The organism is Cellulomonas sp. P4_H12, from assembly GCF_056400905.1.
The window spans coordinates 81,558-101,273 of record NZ_JBFUKJ010000015.1; the positions used below are offsets into that span (position 1 = coordinate 81,558).

General features: G+C 73.9%; 18 protein-coding genes. 10 read left to right on the forward strand and 8 right to left on the reverse strand.

The genetic code is table 11. The features are described from left to right. Window positions 1-16: 16 nt before the first annotated feature. Window positions 17-1,246: an NAD(P)/FAD-dependent oxidoreductase gene (locus tag AC1DQC_RS10380; protein WP_477051155.1), complete on the forward strand. Its 1,230-nt coding sequence runs from the start codon at window positions 17-19 to the stop codon at window positions 1,244-1,246. Here the strand turns inward: AC1DQC_RS10380 and AC1DQC_RS10385 are convergent. Next, a complete protein-coding gene (locus AC1DQC_RS10385; protein ID WP_477051156.1) occupies window positions 1,243-2,331 on the reverse strand; it encodes a carboxylate-amine ligase in 1,089 nt (362 codons plus the stop codon). The genes AC1DQC_RS10380 and AC1DQC_RS10385 overlap by 4 nt on opposite strands. An 86-nt stretch (window positions 2,332-2,417) precedes the next feature. On the opposite strand from AC1DQC_RS10385, the gene galE reads away from it, so the two are divergent. Continuing rightward, window positions 2,418-3,383: a UDP-glucose 4-epimerase GalE gene (galE, locus tag AC1DQC_RS10390; RefSeq protein WP_477051157.1), complete on the forward strand. Its 966-nt coding sequence runs from the start codon at window positions 2,418-2,420 to the stop codon at window positions 3,381-3,383. Here galE and AC1DQC_RS10395 read toward each other — a convergent pair. After that, window positions 3,380-4,252 (reverse strand): hypothetical protein, encoded by an 873-nt coding sequence (locus AC1DQC_RS10395; RefSeq protein ID WP_477051158.1) that lies wholly within the window; start codon window positions 4,250-4,252, stop codon window positions 3,380-3,382. The two genes, galE and AC1DQC_RS10395, sit on opposite strands and share 4 nt — an antisense overlap. A 107-nt stretch (window positions 4,253-4,359) precedes the next feature. On the opposite strand from AC1DQC_RS10395, the gene AC1DQC_RS10400 reads away from it, so the two are divergent. From AC1DQC_RS10400 to AC1DQC_RS10420, 5 genes are all read left to right on the forward strand, one after another. Further along, window positions 4,360-5,598: a hypothetical protein gene (locus AC1DQC_RS10400; RefSeq protein WP_477051159.1), complete on the forward strand. Its 1,239-nt coding sequence runs from the start codon at window positions 4,360-4,362 to the stop codon at window positions 5,596-5,598. Beyond that, window positions 5,595-6,353 (forward strand): glycosyltransferase family 2 protein, encoded by a 759-nt coding sequence (locus AC1DQC_RS10405; protein ID WP_477051160.1) that lies wholly within the window; start codon window positions 5,595-5,597, stop codon window positions 6,351-6,353. The genes AC1DQC_RS10400 and AC1DQC_RS10405 overlap by 4 nt, the downstream gene beginning before the upstream one ends. Beyond that, complete coding sequence (locus tag AC1DQC_RS10410) at window positions 6,350-7,195, forward strand: ChbG/HpnK family deacetylase (protein ID WP_477051161.1); 846 nt, start codon at window positions 6,350-6,352, stop codon at window positions 7,193-7,195. The genes AC1DQC_RS10405 and AC1DQC_RS10410 overlap by 4 nt, the downstream gene beginning before the upstream one ends. Continuing rightward, on the forward strand, window positions 7,192-7,878 hold the full coding sequence (locus AC1DQC_RS10415; protein WP_477051162.1) for a class I SAM-dependent methyltransferase: 687 nt from the start codon (window positions 7,192-7,194) through the stop codon (window positions 7,876-7,878). The genes AC1DQC_RS10410 and AC1DQC_RS10415 overlap by 4 nt, the downstream gene beginning before the upstream one ends. Window positions 7,879-8,571: 693 nt before the next feature. Next, window positions 8,572-9,846 carry a DUF6421 family protein gene (locus AC1DQC_RS10420; RefSeq protein ID WP_477051176.1) on the forward strand — a complete coding sequence of 425 codons (1,275 nt, stop codon included), beginning with the start codon at window positions 8,572-8,574 and terminating at the stop codon, window positions 9,844-9,846. 15 nt (window positions 9,847-9,861) lie between these two features. Here AC1DQC_RS10420 and AC1DQC_RS10425 read toward each other — a convergent pair whose 3' ends face one another. The 5 genes from AC1DQC_RS10425 to AC1DQC_RS10445 all read right to left on the reverse strand — a co-directional run bounded on the left by AC1DQC_RS10425 (window position 9,862) and on the right by AC1DQC_RS10445 (window position 15,225). Beyond that, the gene (locus AC1DQC_RS10425) at window positions 9,862-11,244 is read right to left on the reverse strand and encodes a CoA transferase (protein WP_477051163.1); all 1,383 of its coding nucleotides are present in this window, start codon (window positions 11,242-11,244) and stop codon (window positions 9,862-9,864) included. Between the two features lies 1 nt (window position 11,245). Beyond that, entirely contained in the window at window positions 11,246-11,983 is a 738-nt protein-coding gene (locus AC1DQC_RS10430) for an ion channel (protein WP_477051164.1), read from the reverse strand. Window positions 11,984-12,008: 25 nt separating this feature from the next. Beyond that, window positions 12,009-12,800: a transglutaminase-like domain-containing protein gene (locus AC1DQC_RS10435; protein ID WP_477051165.1), complete on the reverse strand. Its 792-nt coding sequence runs from the start codon at window positions 12,798-12,800 to the stop codon at window positions 12,009-12,011. Between the two features lie 131 nt (window positions 12,801-12,931). Beyond that, on the reverse strand, window positions 12,932-14,392 hold the full coding sequence (locus AC1DQC_RS10440) for an SDR family NAD(P)-dependent oxidoreductase (protein WP_477051166.1): 1,461 nt from the start codon (window positions 14,390-14,392) through the stop codon (window positions 12,932-12,934). 83 nt (window positions 14,393-14,475) lie between these two features. Then, entirely contained in the window at window positions 14,476-15,225 is a 750-nt protein-coding gene (locus tag AC1DQC_RS10445) for a hypothetical protein (RefSeq protein ID WP_477051167.1), read from the reverse strand. 129 nt (window positions 15,226-15,354) lie between these two features. Here AC1DQC_RS10445 and gad point away from each other — a divergent pair, with 129 nt between their 5' ends. Both gad and AC1DQC_RS10455 read left to right on the forward strand, forming a co-directional pair. Then, on the forward strand, window positions 15,355-16,767 hold the full coding sequence (gad, locus tag AC1DQC_RS10450) for a glutamate decarboxylase (RefSeq protein WP_477051168.1): 1,413 nt from the start codon (window positions 15,355-15,357) through the stop codon (window positions 16,765-16,767). Next, window positions 16,764-17,609: a hypothetical protein gene (locus AC1DQC_RS10455; protein ID WP_477051169.1), complete on the forward strand. Its 846-nt coding sequence runs from the start codon at window positions 16,764-16,766 to the stop codon at window positions 17,607-17,609. Before gad ends, AC1DQC_RS10455 begins: the two co-directional genes overlap by 4 nt. 1 nt (window position 17,610) lies before the next feature. On the opposite strand, the gene AC1DQC_RS10460 is transcribed toward AC1DQC_RS10455, so the two are convergent. Further along, window positions 17,611-18,255, reverse strand: coding sequence for a nitroreductase family protein (locus tag AC1DQC_RS10460; protein ID WP_477051170.1), 645 nt, complete (start codon window positions 18,253-18,255; stop codon window positions 17,611-17,613). Between the two features lie 36 nt (window positions 18,256-18,291). On the opposite strand from AC1DQC_RS10460, the gene AC1DQC_RS10465 reads away from it, so the two are divergent. Beyond that, the coding region (locus AC1DQC_RS10465) for a helicase-related protein (protein WP_477051171.1) at window positions 18,292-19,716 on the forward strand (1,425 nt) is incomplete at its 3' end.

The window sequence follows — 19,716 nt, forward strand, 5'->3', positions numbered from 1 at the left end:
CAGCTGGAGGACAGCCGTGAGCGGTCAGGTCGTCGTCGTAGGGTCCGGCCTCGCCGGGGCGAAGACCGTCGAGGGGCTGCGGGAACGCGGCTACGACGGCCGGCTCGTCCTGCTCGGCGCCGAGACGGAGCGGCCGTACGAACGACCGCCCCTGTCCAAGGGCTACCTGCAGGGCGGCGAGGAGCGCGACGGCGCGTTCGTGCACCCTGCCGACTGGTACGCGGAGCACGACGTCGACCTCCGGCTCGGCACCACGGTCGCCTCGATCGACCTGGCGGCGCACGACGTCCTCGACGGCTCCGGCACCCGGACCCGGTGGGACCACCTGGTGCTCGCGACGGGCTCGGCACCGCGCCGGCTCGACGTGCCCGGCGCCGACCTGGACGGCGTGGTCTACCTCCGGACGCTGGACGACAGCGATCGCCTGCGCGCCCTCCTGACCCCCGACAAGCGCGTCGTGGTGGTGGGCGGCGGCTGGATCGGGCTCGAGGTCGCCGCCGCGGCGCGGGCCGCCGGGTGCGCCTTGAGCGTCCTGGTGCGCGACCCGCTGCCCCTGCTCGGCGTCCTCGGCCCCGAGCTGGCGGCCATGTTCGCCGACCTCCACCGGGAGAACGGCGTCGACCTGCGCAGCCGCACCGAGGTCTCGGAGATCGTCGCCGCCGGTGACGGCACGCGGGTCGGCGCGGTGGAGCTCGCCGACGGCACCCTCGTCGACGCCGACCTCGTCGTCGTCGGGATCGGCGCCGCGCCCCGCGTCGACCTCGCCCGGTCCGCCGGCCTGCACGTCGAGGACGGCGTGGTCGTCGACGCCCACCTGCGCTCGTCGAACCCGCACGTGCTCGCGGTGGGCGACATCGCCCGCGCGCACCACCCCTTCTACGGCACCCACGTGCGCGTCGAGCACTGGGCGAACGCCCTCAACCAGCCGGCGACGGCCGCGGCGACGATCGTCGGGGCCGACGAGCCGTTCGACCGGCTGCCGTACTTCTTCACCGACCAGTTCGACCTCGGCATGGAGTACGTCGGCTACGTGGGCGCCCACGGGTACGACGAGGTCGTCGTCCGGGGCGACCGGCAGCGGCGCGAGCTCATCGCGTTCTGGCGGCGCGACGGCCGCGTCCTGGCCGGGATGAACGTGAACGTGTGGGACGTCGTCGACGACGTGCAGGCCCTGATCCGCTCGCGCGCGGTGATCGACCACGACCGGCTGGCCGACCCCGACGTGCCGCTGGCGGACCTGCTCTAGACCAGGGTGCGCTCCACGGCGCGCCGGACCACCTCGTCGTCGTCCGCGCCCTGAGCACGCCAGCCCAGCTGCTGGACGGCGCCGTTGCCCCGGCGGAGCACCGCGGCGACCTGGTGCTCGACCCACTCGAGGTCGCCCGCCTCGGCCAGCGCGGGGCGGACGTGGTCGACCAGCTGCGCGACCACCTCGGCGGCCGGCAGCGGCTTGCCCGACAGCGGGCTGACCAGCTCGCCCGTGATGCCGGAGCGCGCCGCCCGCCAGGTCGCGGCCCGCAACAGCTCGGTGCGCGGCTGCACGGGGCCGCCCGGCTGGCTCACCGCGGTCTCGGCCAGACCGCGCACCAGGGCGGCCTGGAGGGCGGCGTCGTCGGCGTCGAGGCAGACGTCGGCCACCCGTACCTCGACCGTCGGGTACCGCGAGGAGAGGCGGGCGTCGAAGTAGACCATCCCCTCGTCGAGGATCGCGCCCGAGCGCAGCAGGTCGTCGATGACCGCGCGGTAGCCGGCCGCGTCGCCGAACGGCGCCGTCGGACCCGCCGTGGGCCACCGACCCCACACCTGCGACCGGTACGACGCGTAGCCGGTGCTGCTGCCCTGCCACGACGGGCTGTTGCCGCTCAGCGCGAGCAGCACCGAGTTCCACGGGCGCAGGTGGTCGAGGATCCGGACGCCCTCCTCCTCGTCGGCGATCTCCACGTGGACGTGGCACCCGCACGTGAGCTGGTCCCGAGCCGTCTGCGCGAACTCCGCCCGGATGGCGTATGCGCGCTTGTCGGGCAGCACCGTGGACTCCACCACCTGGGGCGCCGACGCCATCGCCGCGACCCGCGCGCCCGCGAGGCGCGCCAGCGCGTCGGTGCGGACGCGGCCCGCACGGATCTCCGCGGCGAGCTCGCCCAGGTCGGCCCGCGGGGGCGTGGACGTCTCGATCTGCTCCTGCTTGAACTCCTTCTCGACGTCCCCGCCCGGCTCGTCGCTGGGGGCCGCGTCCGCCGCGGCGTGCCGCAGCACCGTGACGGCGACCGATGTCGGCCGGCCCTCGGGGGTGACCAGCAGGAACTCCTCCTCCACGCCCAGGGTTCGCATCGGAACAGTGTGGGGGAGGAAAGAAGTCGGCGCGCGGCAAGGCATACCCGCCTGTCAGCGGGCTATGAACCGCTAGGGTCCACGCCGTGACTGTGCTCGTGACCGGGGGAGCCGGGTACATCGGCGCGCACGTCGTGCGGCAGCTGCAGCGCGACGGCCGGGACGTGCTCGTCGTCGACGACCTGAGCACGGGCTCGGCGGCGCGCGTGCCGGGGGTGCCGCTGGTGCGGCTCGACCTCGCGCTCGCGTCGAGCGTCCAGCCGCTCGCGGACGCGTGCGTGGACCACGCAGTCACCGCCGTCATCCACCTGGCCGGCCGCAAGCGCGTGGACGAGTCCGTCGCTCGACCCCTGTGGTACTCGGCGCAGAACGTGGACGGGCTCGTGCACGTGCTGAGGGCCGTCCGCGCGGCCGGCGCCGACCGGTTCATCTTCTCGTCGTCGGCGGCCGTCTACGGCTGCCCGCCCGGCCCGGTGGTGGACGAGGACGAGGCGCCGCGGCCGCTGAGCCCGTACGGCCGGACGAAGCTGGCGGGCGAGCAGCTGGTGCGTGCGGTCGCCCGGTCGAGCTCGCTGCGCGCCGTGTCGCTGCGCTACTTCAACGTCGCGGGCGCCGGCACGCCGGAGCTGGGGGACACCGGCGAGCTCAACCTCGTCACGCAGGCGCTCGCGTGCCTGACGCGGGGCGAGCGGCCCGAGGTCTTCGGCACGGACTGGCCGACCCGCGACGGCAGCTGCGTCCGGGACTACGTCCACGTGCTCGACCTGGCCCGAGCGCACACGCGCGCGCTGGACGCCCTCGACGCGGGGGACCTCCCGCGGCCCGCGTACAACGTGGGGACGGGCCGGGGCTCGACAGTGCTCGAGATCCTGGCTCGGCTGGGACAGGTGACAGGCCGCGACGCCCGGCCGCTCCTCGCGCCCCGGAGGGCGGGGGACGCCGCGAGCGTGGTGGCCGCCGTCGACAACATCCGGCACGACCTCGGGTGGACGGCCGAGCTCGGTACGGACGCCGTCGTGTCGAGCGCGTGGGAGGCCTGGCAGGCCCGCTAGCCGCCGTGCTGCGCCGCGGCGGCCGCCTCGACCTCGGCGTCGGCGGACTCCGGCGAGCCGAAGCGCGCGACGACGAGGGCGCCGACGAGCACGAGCGTGAAGCCTGCAGCAGCCGCGGGGGCGGCACCGACGGCCGGTCTGTCGCCCGCCAGCGCGATACCCAGGGCCGCGCCCGTCACCGTCTCGATGCTGACCATGAGCGCGGTCACCGGGACCACCGCGGCCCGCCGCAGGGCGAGCGCGGCGACGGCGAGACCCAGGAGGCCGCACAGCCCGGCGCACCAGGCGACGGGGTCGGTCAGCACGTCGGTGATGTGGTCGACCTTCACCACGTGCGCGCCGAGGGCGGTGATCCCGAACGCCAGCCCGGACAGGCCGGCGAGCACGAGACCACGCCAGGGCGTCGGACGACCCGCCGCGGTGAGCGCGGCGAGGGCGCCGATGACGACCGTCGCGCCGACGACCAGCCACGTCGTGCCGGGGGTCGCCGGGTGCACGGCCTCGGGCGCGACCGAGAGCGCGAGGACGACGAGTCCGATGCCGAGCCCGGAGAGGCCGAGCCAGTCCGACCAGCGCAGCCGGGCGCCGAGGAAGACGACCGCCAGGACGGCCGACACCGCGATGCTGGACGCGCGACCGGCCTGGACGGCGAAGAGGGGGAGGGTCCGCAGCGCCACGAACGCCAGCCCGGCGCCGAGGGCCACCAGCACCAGGGCGAGCAGGTAGAGGGGGTTGCGGGCCAGTCCGCCGACGAGCGAGGCGCCGAGGCGCACGTCGGCCGGCAGACGCCGTGCAGCGGCCGCCTGCAGCACGACGGCGGTGCCCGAGCACACGGCGGCGGCGGCGACGCACAGCAGCGCGAGCCCCACCGTCGGCCCCCCGTCGTCTCGTGGTGCGTGTCCGTGGCGTCCAGAGCGCCGGGGGCACCCTATGCTCCACGCGGACGACCGGGGGACAGCCACGCAGGGGAGCGGGAGTGCACGGCGCGCACGATGAGGTGTCCGGCCGCGGGGCCGTCGCGTCCGTCGCCGACCCCGGACGGCGTCGCTGGGGCGTCGTGGCCGGCGCCTTCGTCGCGATCGCGGTCCTCCTGTCCGCCCTGCTCGGGCTCACCTCGGCATCCCGTGCTCAGCCCTTGCTGCAGGGACCGGCATGGCTCGACGGCTGGTTCCAGGGTGACTCCGGGTGGTACTTCCAGATCGTCACGAACGGCTACTCCTTCACACCGGGCAGCCAGTCCTCGATCGCGTTCTTCCCGGTCTACCCCCTCGGCGTGCGCGGCCTGGGGGACGTCCTGGGCGACGTGCAGGTCGCGGGCTCGCTGCTCGGGGTGCTGTCGGGACTCGCGGCCGTGCTGCTGTTCGCCGGGTGGGTCTGGGCGCGGCTGCCCCGCCGGTCCGCGACCATGGCGATCGCCGTCCTGCTGCTCTACCCGTACTCGTTCTTCCTCTACGGCGCCATGTACGCCGACTCCCTGTTCCTCCTGTGCGCCCTCGGCGCGTTCCTCCTGCTCGAGCGTCGCTGGTATCTCGCCGCGGGGCTCGTGGGAGCGCTTGCGACGGCGGGCCGGCCTGTCGGGGTCGCGGTCGCGATCGGCCTCGTGGTCCGCACGCTCGAGCTGCTCGCGGAGGACCGCCGGGCCCGCATCGGTGGGCGGCCGAAGGTGTCGCCCGCCGGGTGGCGGGAGGTGATCGGTGCGGTGCGCGACGTCCGCCCGCGCCAGCTCGGGGTCCTCGCCTCGGTCCTCGGGATCGTCGCCTGGTGCGTCTACCTCGGTCTCACGTTCGGGCACCCCTTGGCGTGGATCGAGACCGAGTCCTCTCCGGGGTGGGACCAGGGTGTCGGCCCTCGGACGTGGTTCAAGCTCACGTTCGTCGGGACGCTGCTGCACGGCCCGTGGGACACGGCGGCCCTGCTGAGCATCCAGGCCGTGGCATGCCTGTGCGCCGTGCTGCTGGTGCGCCGCGTCTGGCTCCGCTTCGGGTGGGGCTACACCGCGTTCACCGCGGTCGTGCTGCTCATCCCGCTGCTGGGCACCAAGGACTTCATGGGCACCGGCCGGTACGTGCTCGTCGCCTTCCCGGTGATGGCGGCGGCCGGCGACTATCTCGCCGGCCTCCGGCACCGCTGGATCAGCACGGTCGTGCTGGCCACCTGCGGCGCGCTGCTGCTCGTCCTGACCTATCTCTACGGCCGATCGGTGGAGGTCTCGTGACCGTCGCTCCCCAGACCCCAGACCCCTTCGAGAAGCTGTCGATCTTCTTCCCGATGTGGAACGAGGAGCAGTACATCGGCCGAGCCGTCCACGCGGCCCGAGAGGTGTGCGTCGAGCTGGTCGCGGGCGGCCAGATCCGCGACTACGAGCTCATCATCGTCGACGACGCCTCGACCGACGCGACCCCCCAGATCGCCGACGCGATGGCGGCCGACGACCACCACGTGCGCGTCGTCCATCACCCCCGCAACCGCAAGCTCGGCGGCTCCCTGAAGAGCGGGTACGCCGCCGCGACCGGCGACGTCGTGCTGTACACCGACGCGGACCTGCCGTTCGAGATGACCGAGCTGGTCCGTGCCCTGCGCGTGCTGCACACGTACGAGGTGGACATGGTCAGCGCGTACCGCCTGGACCGCACCGGCGAGGGGCCGCGGCGCGCGGTCTACTCGTTCTTCTACAACGGACTCGTCCAGCTGGTGTTCGGCACGCGCGTGCGGGACATCAACTTCGCGTTCAAGCTCTGCCGGCGGCGGGTGCTCGACCACGTGACCCTGAAGAGCGAGAGCTCGTTCATCGACGCGGAGCTGGTGATCCGGGCGCAGCGCGCGGGGTTCCAGGTGCTGCAGATCGGCGTGGACTACTTTCCGCGGACGCGTGGGGTGTCGACGCTGTCGTCCTTCGGGGTGATCCGGGCGATGGTCCGCGAGATGGTGCAGCTGCGGGGCGAGCTCAAGACCGTGACGCCCGTCGCATGAGCCCGCTGCTGATCGTGACGGCCGACGACCTGGGTCTGACCCGGGGCGTCAACGCAGCCGTCCGGCGGGCGCACGAGGAGGGCGTCGTGACCGCCACCTCGCTGCTCGCGGTCGGGCGGGCGTTCGACGATGCGGCGGCGATGCTGCGCGAGGTCCCGACGCTCGAGCTCGGCGCGCACCTGGCGCTCGTGGGCGAGGACCGGCCGCTGCTGTCCGCGCGGGAGATCCCCAGCCTCGTCGACCGGGACGGCGCGTTCCCGCTGAGCTACCGGACGGTGGTCCGGCGCGGGCTCACGGGCCGGATCGACCCGGACGACGTCCGGCGCGAGCTCCGCGCGCAGCTGCAGCGCGTGCTCGGCGTAGGCGTGCCCGTCACGCACGTCGACACGCACCAGCACACCCACCTCTGGCCGACGGTGGCAGCCGTGGTGGCGGACCTCGCGAGGGCCGCGGACATCCCCGCGGTGCGGCTGCCGACGAGCCACGCCCATGGCCCGTTGGGTCTGGGGGTCCGAGCCCTGACGCGCCGGACGCGGTCGACGCTGCGTGCGGCCGGCCGGACGTGCACGCTCGACTACGCCGGTCTCGACGAGGCCGGCCGGCTGGACGTCGAGCGCTTCGGGCAGACCGTGGCCGCAGCCCGCCGGCGAGGCGCCGCGACGCTCGAGATCAACAGCCATCCCGCGGTCTCGGGCGACACCGAGCTCCGGCGGTTCACCTGGGACTACAGGTGGGCCGACGAGCTCGAGATGCTGCTGGACCCCCGCACGCGCGACGCGATCCGCGCGTCGGGCTACACGCTGGGCGGCTTCGCCGAGCTCGGGCAGGAGGGTGCCGCATGAGCCGGACCGATCGGCGCCGCCGTCCGGACGAGCCCGGTCGCCGCGCCCTGCGCCTCTACCGTTCCGCCTCCCTGGGCGCGCGCGCCCACGTGCACGTCCGCTGGTTCACCGCCCCGTTCCCGCCGATCGCCCAGGCCCTGCCGTCGGCCGGACGGGTGCTCGAGATCGGCTGCGGGCACGGCCTGTTCAGCGCGTACGCCGCCCTCGCCGCACCCGGCAGGGACGTCCTCGGCGTCGACATCGACGCGGACAAGATCGACGTCGCCGTGGTGGCCGCGCGCGGCCTCGACCGCCTCGAGTTCCGTCGGGCGCCGGACGGGGCCGTCCCGCCGGGGCCGTGGGACGCCGTCGTGTTCGTGGACGTGCTCTACCTGCTGAGCGCCGATCACCAGCGGTCGCTGCTCACCGAGGCGGTGCGCTCGCTCGCGCCCGGCGGACGGATCGTCGTCAAGGAGATGGGCATCACGCCGCTGTGGAAGTTCCGCTGGAACACCCTTCAGGAGACGCTCTCGGTCAAGATCCTCCGGATCACCGAGGGGTCGTCCTTCGACTTCGTGGACCCGAGCACGATGGCGGAGTGGCTGACGGAGCTCGGTCTGGTGGTGGAGCAGCGGCGCCTGGACGCGCGGCGCGTGCACCCGCACCACCTGCTCGTCGCGAGGCAGCCACCGCCGGCGGTCTGACAGGCGGTGCCACGGCCCGAGCGCACTCACCCGTCCGCTGCGTCCCTGAGTCGTTGACCGGACCGCGCGCGAAACGTACTGTGCGGTAACGCTGCCGTCCGAATGGTGAGATGACGCATGAGGCTGTTCCCGACCGTCCACGCGACCGGTGACCTCCCGGCCCTGCACCGCGCGCACCTCGAGCGCCACGGGCTCACCTTCGTAGGCCCGCACGACGATCCCGACGTGGTCCTGGTGCTCGCCGGCACGGAGCCGGTCTGCCCGACCTCGGAGACGGGTGTCGTCGTCCTGGCGTCGGGCGACGAGCGTCCCGCCGTGACACGTCTGCTCGCCGAGGCTGGCGTGGTCACCCGTCCGGACGAGGCGACGGGTGCCGTCACTCTCGTCCCCGCCGATCCCACGGCGGACGACCTCCTGGCCTGGACCACCGACGTCGCCCTCCCGGTGCGCGCGACGCTCGACGCCGCCGGGCCGCTGCTGCGCACGGCGACGGGCAGCCAGGCACCCGGGCACCTGGTCGCCGCGGGGACGCGCTCGCAGACCGGCGGGCTCCTGGTGCTGGGTGTCGACGCCACGGCGGACGTGCCGGGCTCGGCGGACGTCCTGCTGAACGCCGTGACCTGGGCCGCACGCCCGGCCTCGCGGGAGGCCGCAGCGGCGACCCGGTCGGACCTCGCGACGCATCCCGCGTGGATGCGGCTCAAGCGTGACGTCACGGAGCTCCAGGCGCTGCAGGTGCGGGACGGATCGATCCCCGAGGTCGGCGACCACGCGCGGGCGCGGGAGCTCGTGCACGCGATCGGGCTGGCGCTCGACGAGCTCACGCCGGCGCTGCCGCACGACGAGGGCTACCTCACCGCGGTGGGCAAGGACCTGACCCGCTGGGCCGACGGCGGCTTCGCGGTGCCGGACTTCCTGGACTCGCTGGTCGCGTTCCGCCCCGAGCAGCAGCGGGTCGACGGGCTGCCGCACCTGGTCCTGTTCCCCATGTACACGCAGAACGGCAGCACGGACCGCCGCGTGGAGGCCGTGCTGCTCCAGGTGCGGTGGCCGGACCTCGTGGCCCGGCTCGAGGCCGAGCAGTTCAGCAACGCGCTGTTCGTACCCGTGACCTTCCTCGACTTCACGCCGGGCTACGACACGAACTCGGCGGTGCTCTTCCCGGAGACCGTCGCGGTGCGCGAGGTGCCCACGTTCACCTGGGGCGCGATCTTCGCCGACCGCGAGGCAGCCCGCTTCCGTCGGGTCGTGCGCGCCGCGGCCGAGACGACCCGCCTCGCTCTGCCGCCCGACGCCGCCCGGCTGCTGGCCGACCAGCGCCTGGCCGAGGAGACGTTCGTCCTCTGGGACCTGGTCCACGACCGCACGCACATGCGCGGCGACCTGCCCTTCGACCCGTTCATGATCAAGCAGCGCATGCCGTACTTCCTCTACTCGCTCGAGGAGCTGCGCTGCGACCTCACGGCTTTCCGGGCGGCGGTGCGGCTCGAGGGCGACGGCGTCCCGCACGCGCGGTACGTGCAGTACGCGATCCTCTTCGACCGGCTGTTCCGGTTCCCGGTCACGGGTTCGCGGGTCCGCAACTACGACGGGCTGGGCGGCCAGCTGCTGTTCGCCTGGCTGCACCAGCACCACGTGCTGCACTGGACCGACTCCCGGCTGACCATCGACTGGCCGCAGGTGCCGGACGCCGTGATCGCGCTCGCCGAGCAGATCGAGCAGCTCTACTGGCGGTCCATCGACCGGCCCAAGACGGCGCACTGGCTGGCCGCGTACGCGCTCGTGTCGGGCACCGTGACCCCGCACCCGGCGTCGGCGTGGGCCCGCGGCGACCTACCCCTGGACGGCCCGCCCAAGGGGTTCACCGACGCGGTCCTGGACGACGAGTTCCCGTTGTCGATGTTCTACGAGGCGCTGGCGCGCAAGATCGCCGACGTCGTGGCCTCGACCAGCGGCATCACCGCCTGACGGCCGGCGCCGATCTCAGGCGCGGGGCGCGGCCGGGCCCGCGAGAGCCCACCGCGGCTCGTCCGTGCCCCACCGACCGGGCGGTCGCGCCCAGTCGGTGGGGACACCCTCGACGCCGAGGGGAGAGCGCGCGTACCGCAGGTGGCCGTACGAGGACTCGGTCTGGGCCATCCACGGCTCGATGGCGTCGGCCGGCCGCTCGGTGCGTGCCTGCGGGTCGATGCCACCCAGGAGCCAGGCCGCCGTGCCGGCCAGCGAGAGCCGGACGAGCCGCCCGGCGCCGACGGTCGAACGCTCCGTCAGCGCCCGCAGGACGGCCGCCGCGAGCAGGTAGCCGGTGCCGTGGTCCAGGGCCTGCGCCGGCAGGGCGCCGGGGCGGCCGTCGTCGCCCGCCTCGATCACGGAGATGCCCGTGCCGGCCTGGACCAGGCTGTCGAAGCCGCGCCGGCCCGACCAGTCGCCGTCCCACCCCCACGCGCACAGCTGCGCCACGACGAGCGACGGCCGGCGGTCGAGCAGCGCCTCCGCGCCCAGGCCGTAGCGGTCGAGCGCGCCCGGCCGGTACCCGGTGACGACGACGTCCGCCGCGTCGAGGAGCTGGTCGAACGTCGCTCGGTCGGTGGCGTCCGCCAGGTCGAGCCGGGTCGACCGCTTGCCGACGCCGGTGTCGATGTGCGTGCCGTCGTCCTCGCGGAGCCAGGGCGCGTCGACGCGCAGCACGTCCGCGCCGAGCAGCGCCAGCGTCCGGGTGGCGACCGGCCCGGCCAGCACGCGCGTGAGATCCAGCACGCGCACGCCCTCGGCGGGCAGGGTCGCCGGCGGCAAGGGTGCGGCGATCGATGAGCCCACCTGCGAAGCCGTGACCAGCGGCGCCGCGTGCGCACCCGGAGGGACCACCGCGACGGCGAGGCCGCCTGCGGCGTACGCGGCCTCCTGGACGTCCACCGACGGCCGCTCGGCGATCGCGGCCCGGAGCCGGTCGACGAGGGCGGCGTCGTCGCCGGAGTCCGCCAGCTCGAGCGCGGCGAGCAGCCTCGCCCGGTGGTGCGGGTAGTTCGCGTGCGTGCGCACCCACCCGTCGGCCGAAGGCCAGAACCCCGACAGCGGCGCGAAGAGGGGGATGGGCCGACCGTCCACCCGGAGGTGCCGTTCGCTGGTGAAGGCGACGGCGACGGCGCCCTCGTCGACGCGGACCTCGGGCATCGCGTGCCCGGTGCGCTGCGCCAGCAGCTCGGCAGCCGCGAGCGAGGCCGCACCGACCGTCGCCCGCGCGAGCTCGCGCACGGGCAGGACGGCGTCGAGCCCGGGCGTGCCGGTCCAGGCCACCCGCTCGACCAGCTCGGGCGGACCGCCCAGCGCGGCCCAGGCGTGGGCGGTCGCGGCGTCCGGCTCGGTCATCTCAGGCGCCGTCGTCCTTGGGCGGCATGATCGCCTCCGACCGGCCGTGGAACGCGGCGACGAGGCGCGCCACCAGCACGGCGAGGAACACCTGGCCGACGAGCGCCTCGAACGTCGCGATGCTGCGGCCCGGGAACAGGGCCGCGGTGTAGTCGCCGTACCCGAGGGTGGTCAGCGTCGTGTACGAGAAGTACTGGAAGGACCGCGCGTTCGCCGCCTCGCCCGACGCGAAGAACGCTCCCGCGGTGAACGCGTCCATGAGTCCGTAGAGGCTCGCGAAGAACATCCCGATGATGAGGTAGGCGCTGAGTGCGCCGGCCAACGACTGCACGGTCACGGCCGTGCGCCGCAGGATCCGGTCGAGGATCACGACGAGGGCGGTCATGAGGATCACGCAGACGACGCCGTCGAGGACGCCCTCGGCCGCGGTGGGGGGCAGGAACGTGAAGGCCGCGACCACCACGACGGCGGAGACCACGAGCACCACACGGACGAACCGCTTCTGGTGCGGCATGGGTCGGGAGGTCCGCACGGCCAGCCCGAGCGTGAAGAGGTAGAGCACCAGGACGAGGATCTCGGTCCACAGGGCGGAGCTCAGGGCGTAGAGGACGTACACGGTCACCAGCAGACCGAGCACGATGCCGAAGTCGTCCTCGCCGAAGCGCCGCGCCAGGAACGTGCGGCGGCGGGGTCGGGCCGGCGCCGCGCCCACCTCGGGCAGGTCGTCCGGTTCGGTCACGTTCGGGAGGCTAGCAGCGGGCCGCTCAGCCGATCGTCACCAGGTCGCGCACGTCGTCGTTCGGCAGCACGTCGGCCACCGCCGAGACCTCGAGCTCGTCGAGGTCGGCGTAGCCGTGATGCACGTTGAGGAACGCGGTGTCGGACGCGTCCCGCCCGGTGGCGATCCGGACGAGGCTCGTGCGTGGGGCCAGGGTGGTCGCGTCGACGACGTACCACTGGCCGTCGAGGTTCGCCTCGGCGACGGCGTGGAAGTCCATCGGGGAGAGCCCGGGAGCGTAGACCGACACCAGCCGGGCCGGCACGTCGAGCGCCCGGAGCAGCGCGATGACCAGGTGGGCGTAGTCCCGGCACACGCCCTTGCGGGCGAGGAGGGTCTGGACCGCGCCGTCGGTGGGCAGGCTCGAGCCCGGCACGTACGACAGGCGTGAGCCGACCCACGAGCTGACGGCGGCGAGCAGGTCGTAGCCGTGCAGGCCGGCGAACTCGGCGTAGGCGGTCGGGCCGAGGGTGTCCGACTCGCAGTACCGGCTCGGTCGCAGGTAGCGCAGGAGGTCGGACTCGTCGGACGTCACGGGCGCGGCGCGGCCGTCGACCGAGGCCGAGTAGTCCAGCACCAGGCGACCCACGTCCGCATGGAGGACGTGGAGCCGCGTCCCGTGGTGGTCAGGGACTTCCGTCGGCTCGACCGGCCGGCCGTCCAGCGTGATCCGCAGGGACTCCCGGGCGGTGAGCTGGGTGGAGACGGCGAGCTCGAAGGCGAGGGTGGCAGGCGAGGTGACGTCGAGGGACAGGTGGGCGGTGAGGTCACGATGCACGCGCTCATCGTGGTCGACGCGCGCCGTCGGCGCCTCTCGGGGCCCCTGGTGGGGGCGGCGCCGCGCTCGGCGCGCCCCCATCACCGATGATGCGCGCGGGCGTCAGCACCCGACAAGGATGAGAAGTTGCGTCACCACGCGGAGCGCGCGTAGTCCTTGAGGAAGCAGCCGTACAGGTCCTCGCCGGCCTCGCCGCGGACGATCGGGTCGTACACGCGGGCGGCGCCGTCGACCAGGTCCAGCGGGGCGTGGAAGCCCTCCTCGGCGAGCCGCACCTTGGTCGGGTGCGGGCGCTCGTCGGTGATCCAGCCGGTGTCGACGCTGGTCATGAGGATGCCGTCGGTCGCCAGCTCCGTCGCGCTGGTCCGCGTGAGCATGTTGAGCGCGGCCTTGGCCATGTTGGTGTGCGGGTGGCCCGGACCCTTGTAGCCGCGGGAGAACACGCCCTCCATCGCGGAGACGTTCACGACGTAGGCCCGGCCCGCGTCCGTCGCGCGCATGGCGCCGCGCAGGCGGCTGACCAGGATGAACGGCGCGGTCTGGTTGCACAGCTGCACCTCGAGCAGCTCCATCGGGTCCACCTGGTCCACCGTGTGCACCCAGCTGTTCGTCTCCGCGGTGTCGGGCACCAGCCCGCCCGCGTCGATCGCGGTGCCGGCGACGAGGCGCTCGAGCGAGGCGTGCTCCGCGGTGAGCGCCAGCGCGTCGACGCCGGGACCGGCCGCGATGCTGGTGAGCTCGGTGACCGAGCCGGCCAGCGCGACGGGGTGCGCGCTGCTGGTGCGGCCGAAGGTCGTGATCTGCGGCAGCGGGCGGTCGGGGAGCGGCTCGAGCTCGGCGTCCGCGAGGTGGGTGTACGCGCCCGGGGAGCGCCGGACGGTCTGCGCCGCGTTGTTGATGAGGATGTCGAGCGGGCCCTGCGCGGCCACGGAGTCGGCGAGCGCGACCACCTGGGCGGGGTCGCGCAGGTCGATGCCGACGATGCTCAGGCGGTCAAGCCAGTCGGCGCTGTCGGGCATCGCGGCGAAGCGGCGCGCGGCGTCGCGCGGGAACCGGGTGGTGATCGTGGTGGTCGCACCGTCCCGCAGCAGGCGCAGCGCGATGTACATGCCGATCTTGGCGCGGCCGCCGGTGAGCAGTGCGCGCTTGCCGGTCAGGTCGGTGCGGGCGTCCCGCTTGGCGTGGTTCAGCGCCGCGCACGTCGGGCACAGCTGGTGGTAGAACGCGTCGACGTCGACGTACGGCTCCTTGCAGATGTAGCACGGCCGGGCCTTGAGCAGCGTGCCGGCGCTGGCGCCCTGCACGCTCGACACCAGCGGGATGCCCTGCGTCTCGTCGTCGATCCGGCCCGGGCTGCCCGTCGCTGTCGCGTGGATCACGGCGCGGTCGGCCGCGCTGATGGCGTCCCGCTTCTCCGCGCGGCGCTGCTTCTTCGCCGCCTTGAACAGCGCGGACGTCGCCCGGCGGGCCAGCGCGAGGTGCGGGTGGTCGGACGGGAGCGCGCTGATCTGTGCGGCGACCCGGAGGAAGACCTCGAGCTCGTCGGGGTCGACGCCGTCGAGCGAGGTGCTGGTGAGGGTGGGGGCAGTCATCGTGCGGAGTCCTAGCTGGTCGTCCGGGGGTGGCCGACGGGCAGGGGAGCACGAGAGCCGGGCAGGCGGGGGATCGCTCGATCCTACCGGTCGGGGGCGGGCGGACCCGCAGGACCTTGGGCAGGGGCTCCGCCCAGCAGGTCGCGCAGCCGGTCGTGACGTGCGGCATAGGCGGCGTCGAAGCGGCGCTCGGCGCGCTCGAGCTTCCTGCCGCGGTACCGGCGCTGCGCCCACCACGACCCCGGCTTGGCCAGCCGGATCGCGCCGACCCAGGCGATCAGCGGCACCACGATCCCCAGGATGCCGGTGGGGAGCTTTCCCTTGAGGATGCAGACGGCGGCACAGGCCATGTGCGACAGGACGACGGCCGTGTAGACCCACCCCGGCGTGCCCGGGGTCGACGTCTGGCCGATGGGCGAGACGCCGAGCAGGATCGCACCGCCCAACGCGGCGCCGACGAGGATGGCGTCGATCGACTTGCGGCCCTCGGTCGACCAGTACACGTCGTCGAGGTGGAACCACAGCGCGAACTCGTCGAGCGTGAGCGCGGCCCCGGCACCGAAGAACACGGCCAGCACGTCGATCCAGGGAGACGCGGGCGTGAACCGGAAGACCAGGAGGCCCGAGACGAGCACCAGCAGGATGCCCCAGACCTGGTGGTGCACGTGCACGCCGCCGATGTAGACGTCCTTGACGGGTCCGGGGGCCGCGTCACGCGCGCGGATCCGCCGGGTGATCGTCCGCACCAGAGCGAACGTCACCAGGAAGCCGACGAGCGCCCAGAGGGCGGGCGAGCGGCCCGTCTGCACGAAGGTCGCGTCGTACCAGGCCACCTCCGCGACTGTACCGGGAGGCACGCGACATACCAGGACAGAGCGGCTACGTTCGATCTGCAGGTGGCCGCCGAGCCGGCGGGCCGGGCTTTCGGACCTGCGTCGACGGATGACACTGGAGGAGCACAGGTGAGCGAGACGCCCGACCCTTACGGCCCGATCCACGGACGGTCCAGCTTTCGGGAGCACATCGACCGCGGCACGTTCCCGGCGCACGGCCTGGAGCCCGACGAGGCCTACGAGCTCATCCACACCGGTCTCATGCTGGACGGGCGCGAGACGCTCAACCTGGCCTCGTTCGTGACCACCTGGATGGAGCCGCAGGCGGAGAGGCTGATCCACGACAGCCTGCGCAAGAACCACATCGACCACGAGGAGTACCCGGCGGCCTCGCTGATCGAGGAGGCCTGCGTGCACATGCTGGGCGACCTCTTCAACGCGCCGGACTCCGCGCAGGTGGTCGGGGTCGCCACCATCGGCTCGTCCGAGGCCATCATGCTCGGCCTGCTCGCGCACAAGCGCGCCTGGCGGGACCGTCGACGCGCTGCCGGCCTGCCGACCGACCGACCGAACGTGGTGTTCGGCGCGGAGACGCACGTCGTGTGGGACAAGTTCGCCAACTACTTCGACGTCGAGATGCGCAAGATCCCGATGAAGCGCGACCGCTTCGTGCTGAGCGCCGACGACGTCGAGGCGCACATCGACGAGAACACCATCGCGGTGGGTGCCGTGCTCGGCACGACGCACATCGGCGAGGCGGACCCGATCGAGGAGATCAACGACCTGCTGGTGCGCATCAAGGCCGACAAAGGGTGGGACATCCCGCTGCACGTCGACGGGGCGAGCGGCGCCTTCATCGCCCCGTTCGCCGAGCCCGACCTGCGCTGGGACTTCCGCCTCGAGCAGGTCGCGTCGATCAACGTCTCCGGCCACAAGTACGGGCTGGTCTATCCCGGCGTCGGCTGGCTGATCTTCCGCGACGCCTCCAGGCTCCCCGAGGACCTCGTCTTCAGCGTCAACTACCTCGGCGGGGCGCAACCGACGTACACGTTCAACTTCTCCCGCGGCTCGGCCATGATCCAGGCGCAGATGTACAACTTCCTGCGGCTCGGGCGCAGCGGGTACACGTCGATCGTCGAGACCATGCTGGCCAACGCCCGGTTCCTCAACGAGAGCCTGGAGGCCAGCGGCAAGTTCGAGATCCTCAACCCGGGCCTGGCGGAGCCGGTCGTCACGTTCGCGATCAAGGGCGACCCTGGCTTCGACGTCTACCACCTGTCGGCCCGGCTGCGCGAGGACGGGTGGATCGTGCCCGCGTACAGCCTGCCGCCCGACGCCGACGAGGTGCACCTGCTCCGCGTCGTCGTGCGCCTGGACCTCAGCCGCATGATGATCGAGCAGCTCCTGCGGGACCTGTTCCTGGGCTGGGACGCACTCGTGGCCGAGCAGCCGGTCCAGCGCCCGGCGGCCAAGCCCGACCTGTGGACGTCGCCCGCGCACGCCGCGGCGAAGAGCAAGGCGCGCACCGGCCTGGCGAAGTGACCTCGAGCGTTCCCGACCTGCCCGCGGGCTGGCGCGTCCTGCGCACCCGCGGGCCGGCCGGCTTCGTCACGCACGCCGTGCTCGCGCGCCCGGACGGCACCGAGGTCGAGTGGACGTCGCGGCGGCACCGCAAGGGCCTGGGTCTGCGGCTGGCGGGCGTCCGCGCGGAGGGCGGCCGGGCCAGCGCGATGAGCTGGTGGATCGGCTCGCTGTTCGCGATCGGGTCGATCTGCTTCGCGCTCGGGTCGGTGCCGGCGTACTTCGACGCCGTCGACCCCGGCCTGGTCGCCGCCACCTTCTTCGTCGGCTCGATCTTCTTCACGAGCGCCGGGTACCTGCAGTTCCACGAGGTGCTGCGGGCGCCGGGCGGGGTCCTGGTCGAGTCGCCGCGCCCGCGTCGGCTGGCGGCCCTCGTGGGATGGAAGCCGCGGCGGATCGACTTCTGGGCCGTGCTCGTCCAGCTCGTCGGCACCGTCTTCTTCAACATCAGCACCTTCGCGGCGACCCAGTCGGACCTCACGACCGAGCAGGCCAAACGGTTGGTCTGGGCGCCCGACGTGTACGGGTCGATCTGCTTCCTCGTGGCCAGCTGGCTCGCGTACTCCGAGGTCAACCGCGGCATCCTGCCCCGGTCGGACCGCTCCGTCGGCTGGCGGATCTCCGCGCTGAACATGCTCGGGTCGATCGCCTTCGGCGTGTCTGCGGTCGCGTCCCGCTACCTGCGGTCGACCGGCGAGCTGGCCAACCTCACGCTGGTGAACCTCGGGACGTTCCTCGGCGCCGTGTGCTTCCTGCTCGGCGCCCTGCTGCTGCCCGTGGAGTCGGCACGGGACCGGTCCTGACTCACCACCCGTCGAGGTGCCAGACCTCGTCGAGCGGTTGGCGTGGGGCCGGGCGGAACGTCTCGCCCGTGTAGTACGCGGTCGGGATCAGCGCGCCCTGGCGGACGCCCGCTGGGATCCTGAGGATGTCGGCGACCTCCTGCTCGTGCGCCAGGTGCAGCGTGGTCCACGCGGTCCCGAGCCCCCGCGCGCGCGCCGCGAGCATGTAGCTCCAGGCCGCGGGCAGCAGCGATCCCCACAGGCCCGCCTGGCTGCCGCTCGACAGCCGCGGCGCGGTCAGGCACGGCAGCACGAGGACGGGTGCCTCGCCCATGTGGGCACCGAGGTACTCCACGCTGTCGCCGACGCGCTGCTGCACCCCGGCGCGGTCAGGGTCGTCCTGGAACAGCCGCCCGGCGTACCCCGGGGCCGCCACGTAGGCATCGACAGCCCGCCGGTAGACCTCGCCGACCGCACGCCTCAGGCCGGGGTCGGTCACGATCACCCAGTGCCAGCCCTGTCGGTTCGAGCCGGACGGCGCCTGCAGGGCGATCTCGACGCACTCCCGCACCAGCTCCAGCGGGACGTCGCGGGTCAGGTCGAGCCGCTTGCGCACCGAGCGGGTGGTGGTGAGCAGCTCGTCGGGCGTCAGGGGGAGCGTGGTCATGAGCGACATCCTGCTCCGCCGGGGCAGACTCCACCCGTGGACCACGACTCGATCGGCCGGCTGCTGGCCGACCCGCCCGACCTGCCCGTGCGGCACGGGCTGGGCGACGTCGCCGCCGCGGTCCGGTCGCGTGGCGTCGCGGTCGTGCAGGCACCGCCGGGCACCGGGAAGACGACGCTCGTCCCGCCGGCCGTCGCGGCGGCGGTGACCGGCCGGGTGGTCGTGACCCAGCCCCGGCGGATCGCCGCCCGCGCGGCCGCACGCCGGCTCGCCCACCTGCTGGGCGAGCCGTTGGGCGCCACGGTCGGGTTCTCGGTGCGCGGCGAGCGCGTCGTGAGCCCGGCGACCCGCATCGAGGTGGTGACGACGGGCGTGCTGGTCCGGCGGCTGCAGCGCGACCCGGAGCTGCCCGGCGTCGGCGCGGTGATCCTCGACGAGGTCCACGAGCGGCACCTCGACGACGACCTCGCGCTCGCGCTGCTGGCGGACGTGCGGGCGCACCTGCGCGAGGACCTGGCGGTGGTGGCGATGTCGGCGACCGTCGAGGCGGAGCGCACGGCGGCGCTGCTCGGCGGGGCACCCGTGGTGAGCGTCGCCGGAGCGCTGTTCCCCGTCGATGTCGTGCCGAGCCCCCCGCCGCCCCGGGTGGCCCGGGCCGACCAGCGCGGGGTGACACCCGGCTTCCTCGACCACGTCGCCGCCACGGTGCGGCGCGCCCTCGCGGAGCGGGCCGGCGACGTCCTGGTGTTCGTCCCCGGCGCCGGGGAGGTCGACGGCGTCGCGCGGCGGCTCGCGGGGCTCGACGTGGACGTGCGCCCGCTGCACGGTCGGCTGCCGGCACGCGAGCAGGACCTTGCCCTCGCTGCGGGGGCGCGGCGCCGGGTGGTCGTGTCGACGGCGGTGGCGGAGTCCTCCCTGACGGTGCCGGGCGTCCGGGTCGTCGTGGACGCCGGCTTCTCGCGCGAGCCTCGCACCGATCATCGTCGCGGCCTCGCCGGCCTGGTGACGGTGAGCGTGAGCCGGGCGGCCGCCGAGCAGCGTGCCGGGCGCGCGGGCCGGGAGGGGCCGGGGGCGGTGTACCGGTGCTGGTCCGCGGCGGACGACGCCCGCCTCCCGGCGCACCCGCAGCCGGAGATCCTCACCGCGGACCTCACCGCTTTCGCGCTCGAGCTGGCGTGCTGGGGCAGCCCGGACGGGGCCGGGCTCGCGCTCCTGGACGAGCCGCCCGAGGCGGCCATGGCCGCCGCGCGCACGATCCTCGTGGAGCTCGGCGCGGTGGACCCGGACGGTCACCCGACCGCACGCGGCCGCGCCGTGTCGGCGGTGCCGACCGACCCGCGGCTGGCGCGCGCCCTGCTGGACGGTGYCGGGCTGGTCGGCGCGCGGCGGGCCGCCGAGGTGGTCGCGCTGCTCTCCGACGACGCCCGCGCCCCCGGCGGCGACCTCGTCGCGGCCCTGCGG

Coding starts and splice junctions, on each gene's coding strand:
- AC1DQC_RS10385 (WP_477051156.1), bottom strand. CDS start 2,331: ATGCGAACCCTGGGCGTGGAGGAGGAGTTCCTGCTGGTCACCCCCGAG.
- AC1DQC_RS10410 (WP_477051161.1), top strand. CDS start 6,350: ATGAGCCCGCTGCTGATCGTGACGGCCGACGACCTGGGTCTGACCCGG.
- AC1DQC_RS10415 (WP_477051162.1), top strand. CDS start 7,192: ATGAGCCGGACCGATCGGCGCCGCCGTCCGGACGAGCCCGGTCGCCGC.
- AC1DQC_RS10420 (WP_477051176.1), top strand. CDS start 8,572: ATGCGGCTCAAGCGTGACGTCACGGAGCTCCAGGCGCTGCAGGTGCGG.
- AC1DQC_RS10425 (WP_477051163.1), bottom strand. CDS start 11,244: ATGACCGAGCCGGACGCCGCGACCGCCCACGCCTGGGCCGCGCTGGGC.
- AC1DQC_RS10440 (WP_477051166.1), bottom strand. CDS start 14,392: ATGACTGCCCCCACCCTCACCAGCACCTCGCTCGACGGCGTCGACCCC.
- AC1DQC_RS10460 (WP_477051170.1), bottom strand. CDS start 18,255: ATGACCACGCTCCCCCTGACGCCCGACGAGCTGCTCACCACCACCCGC.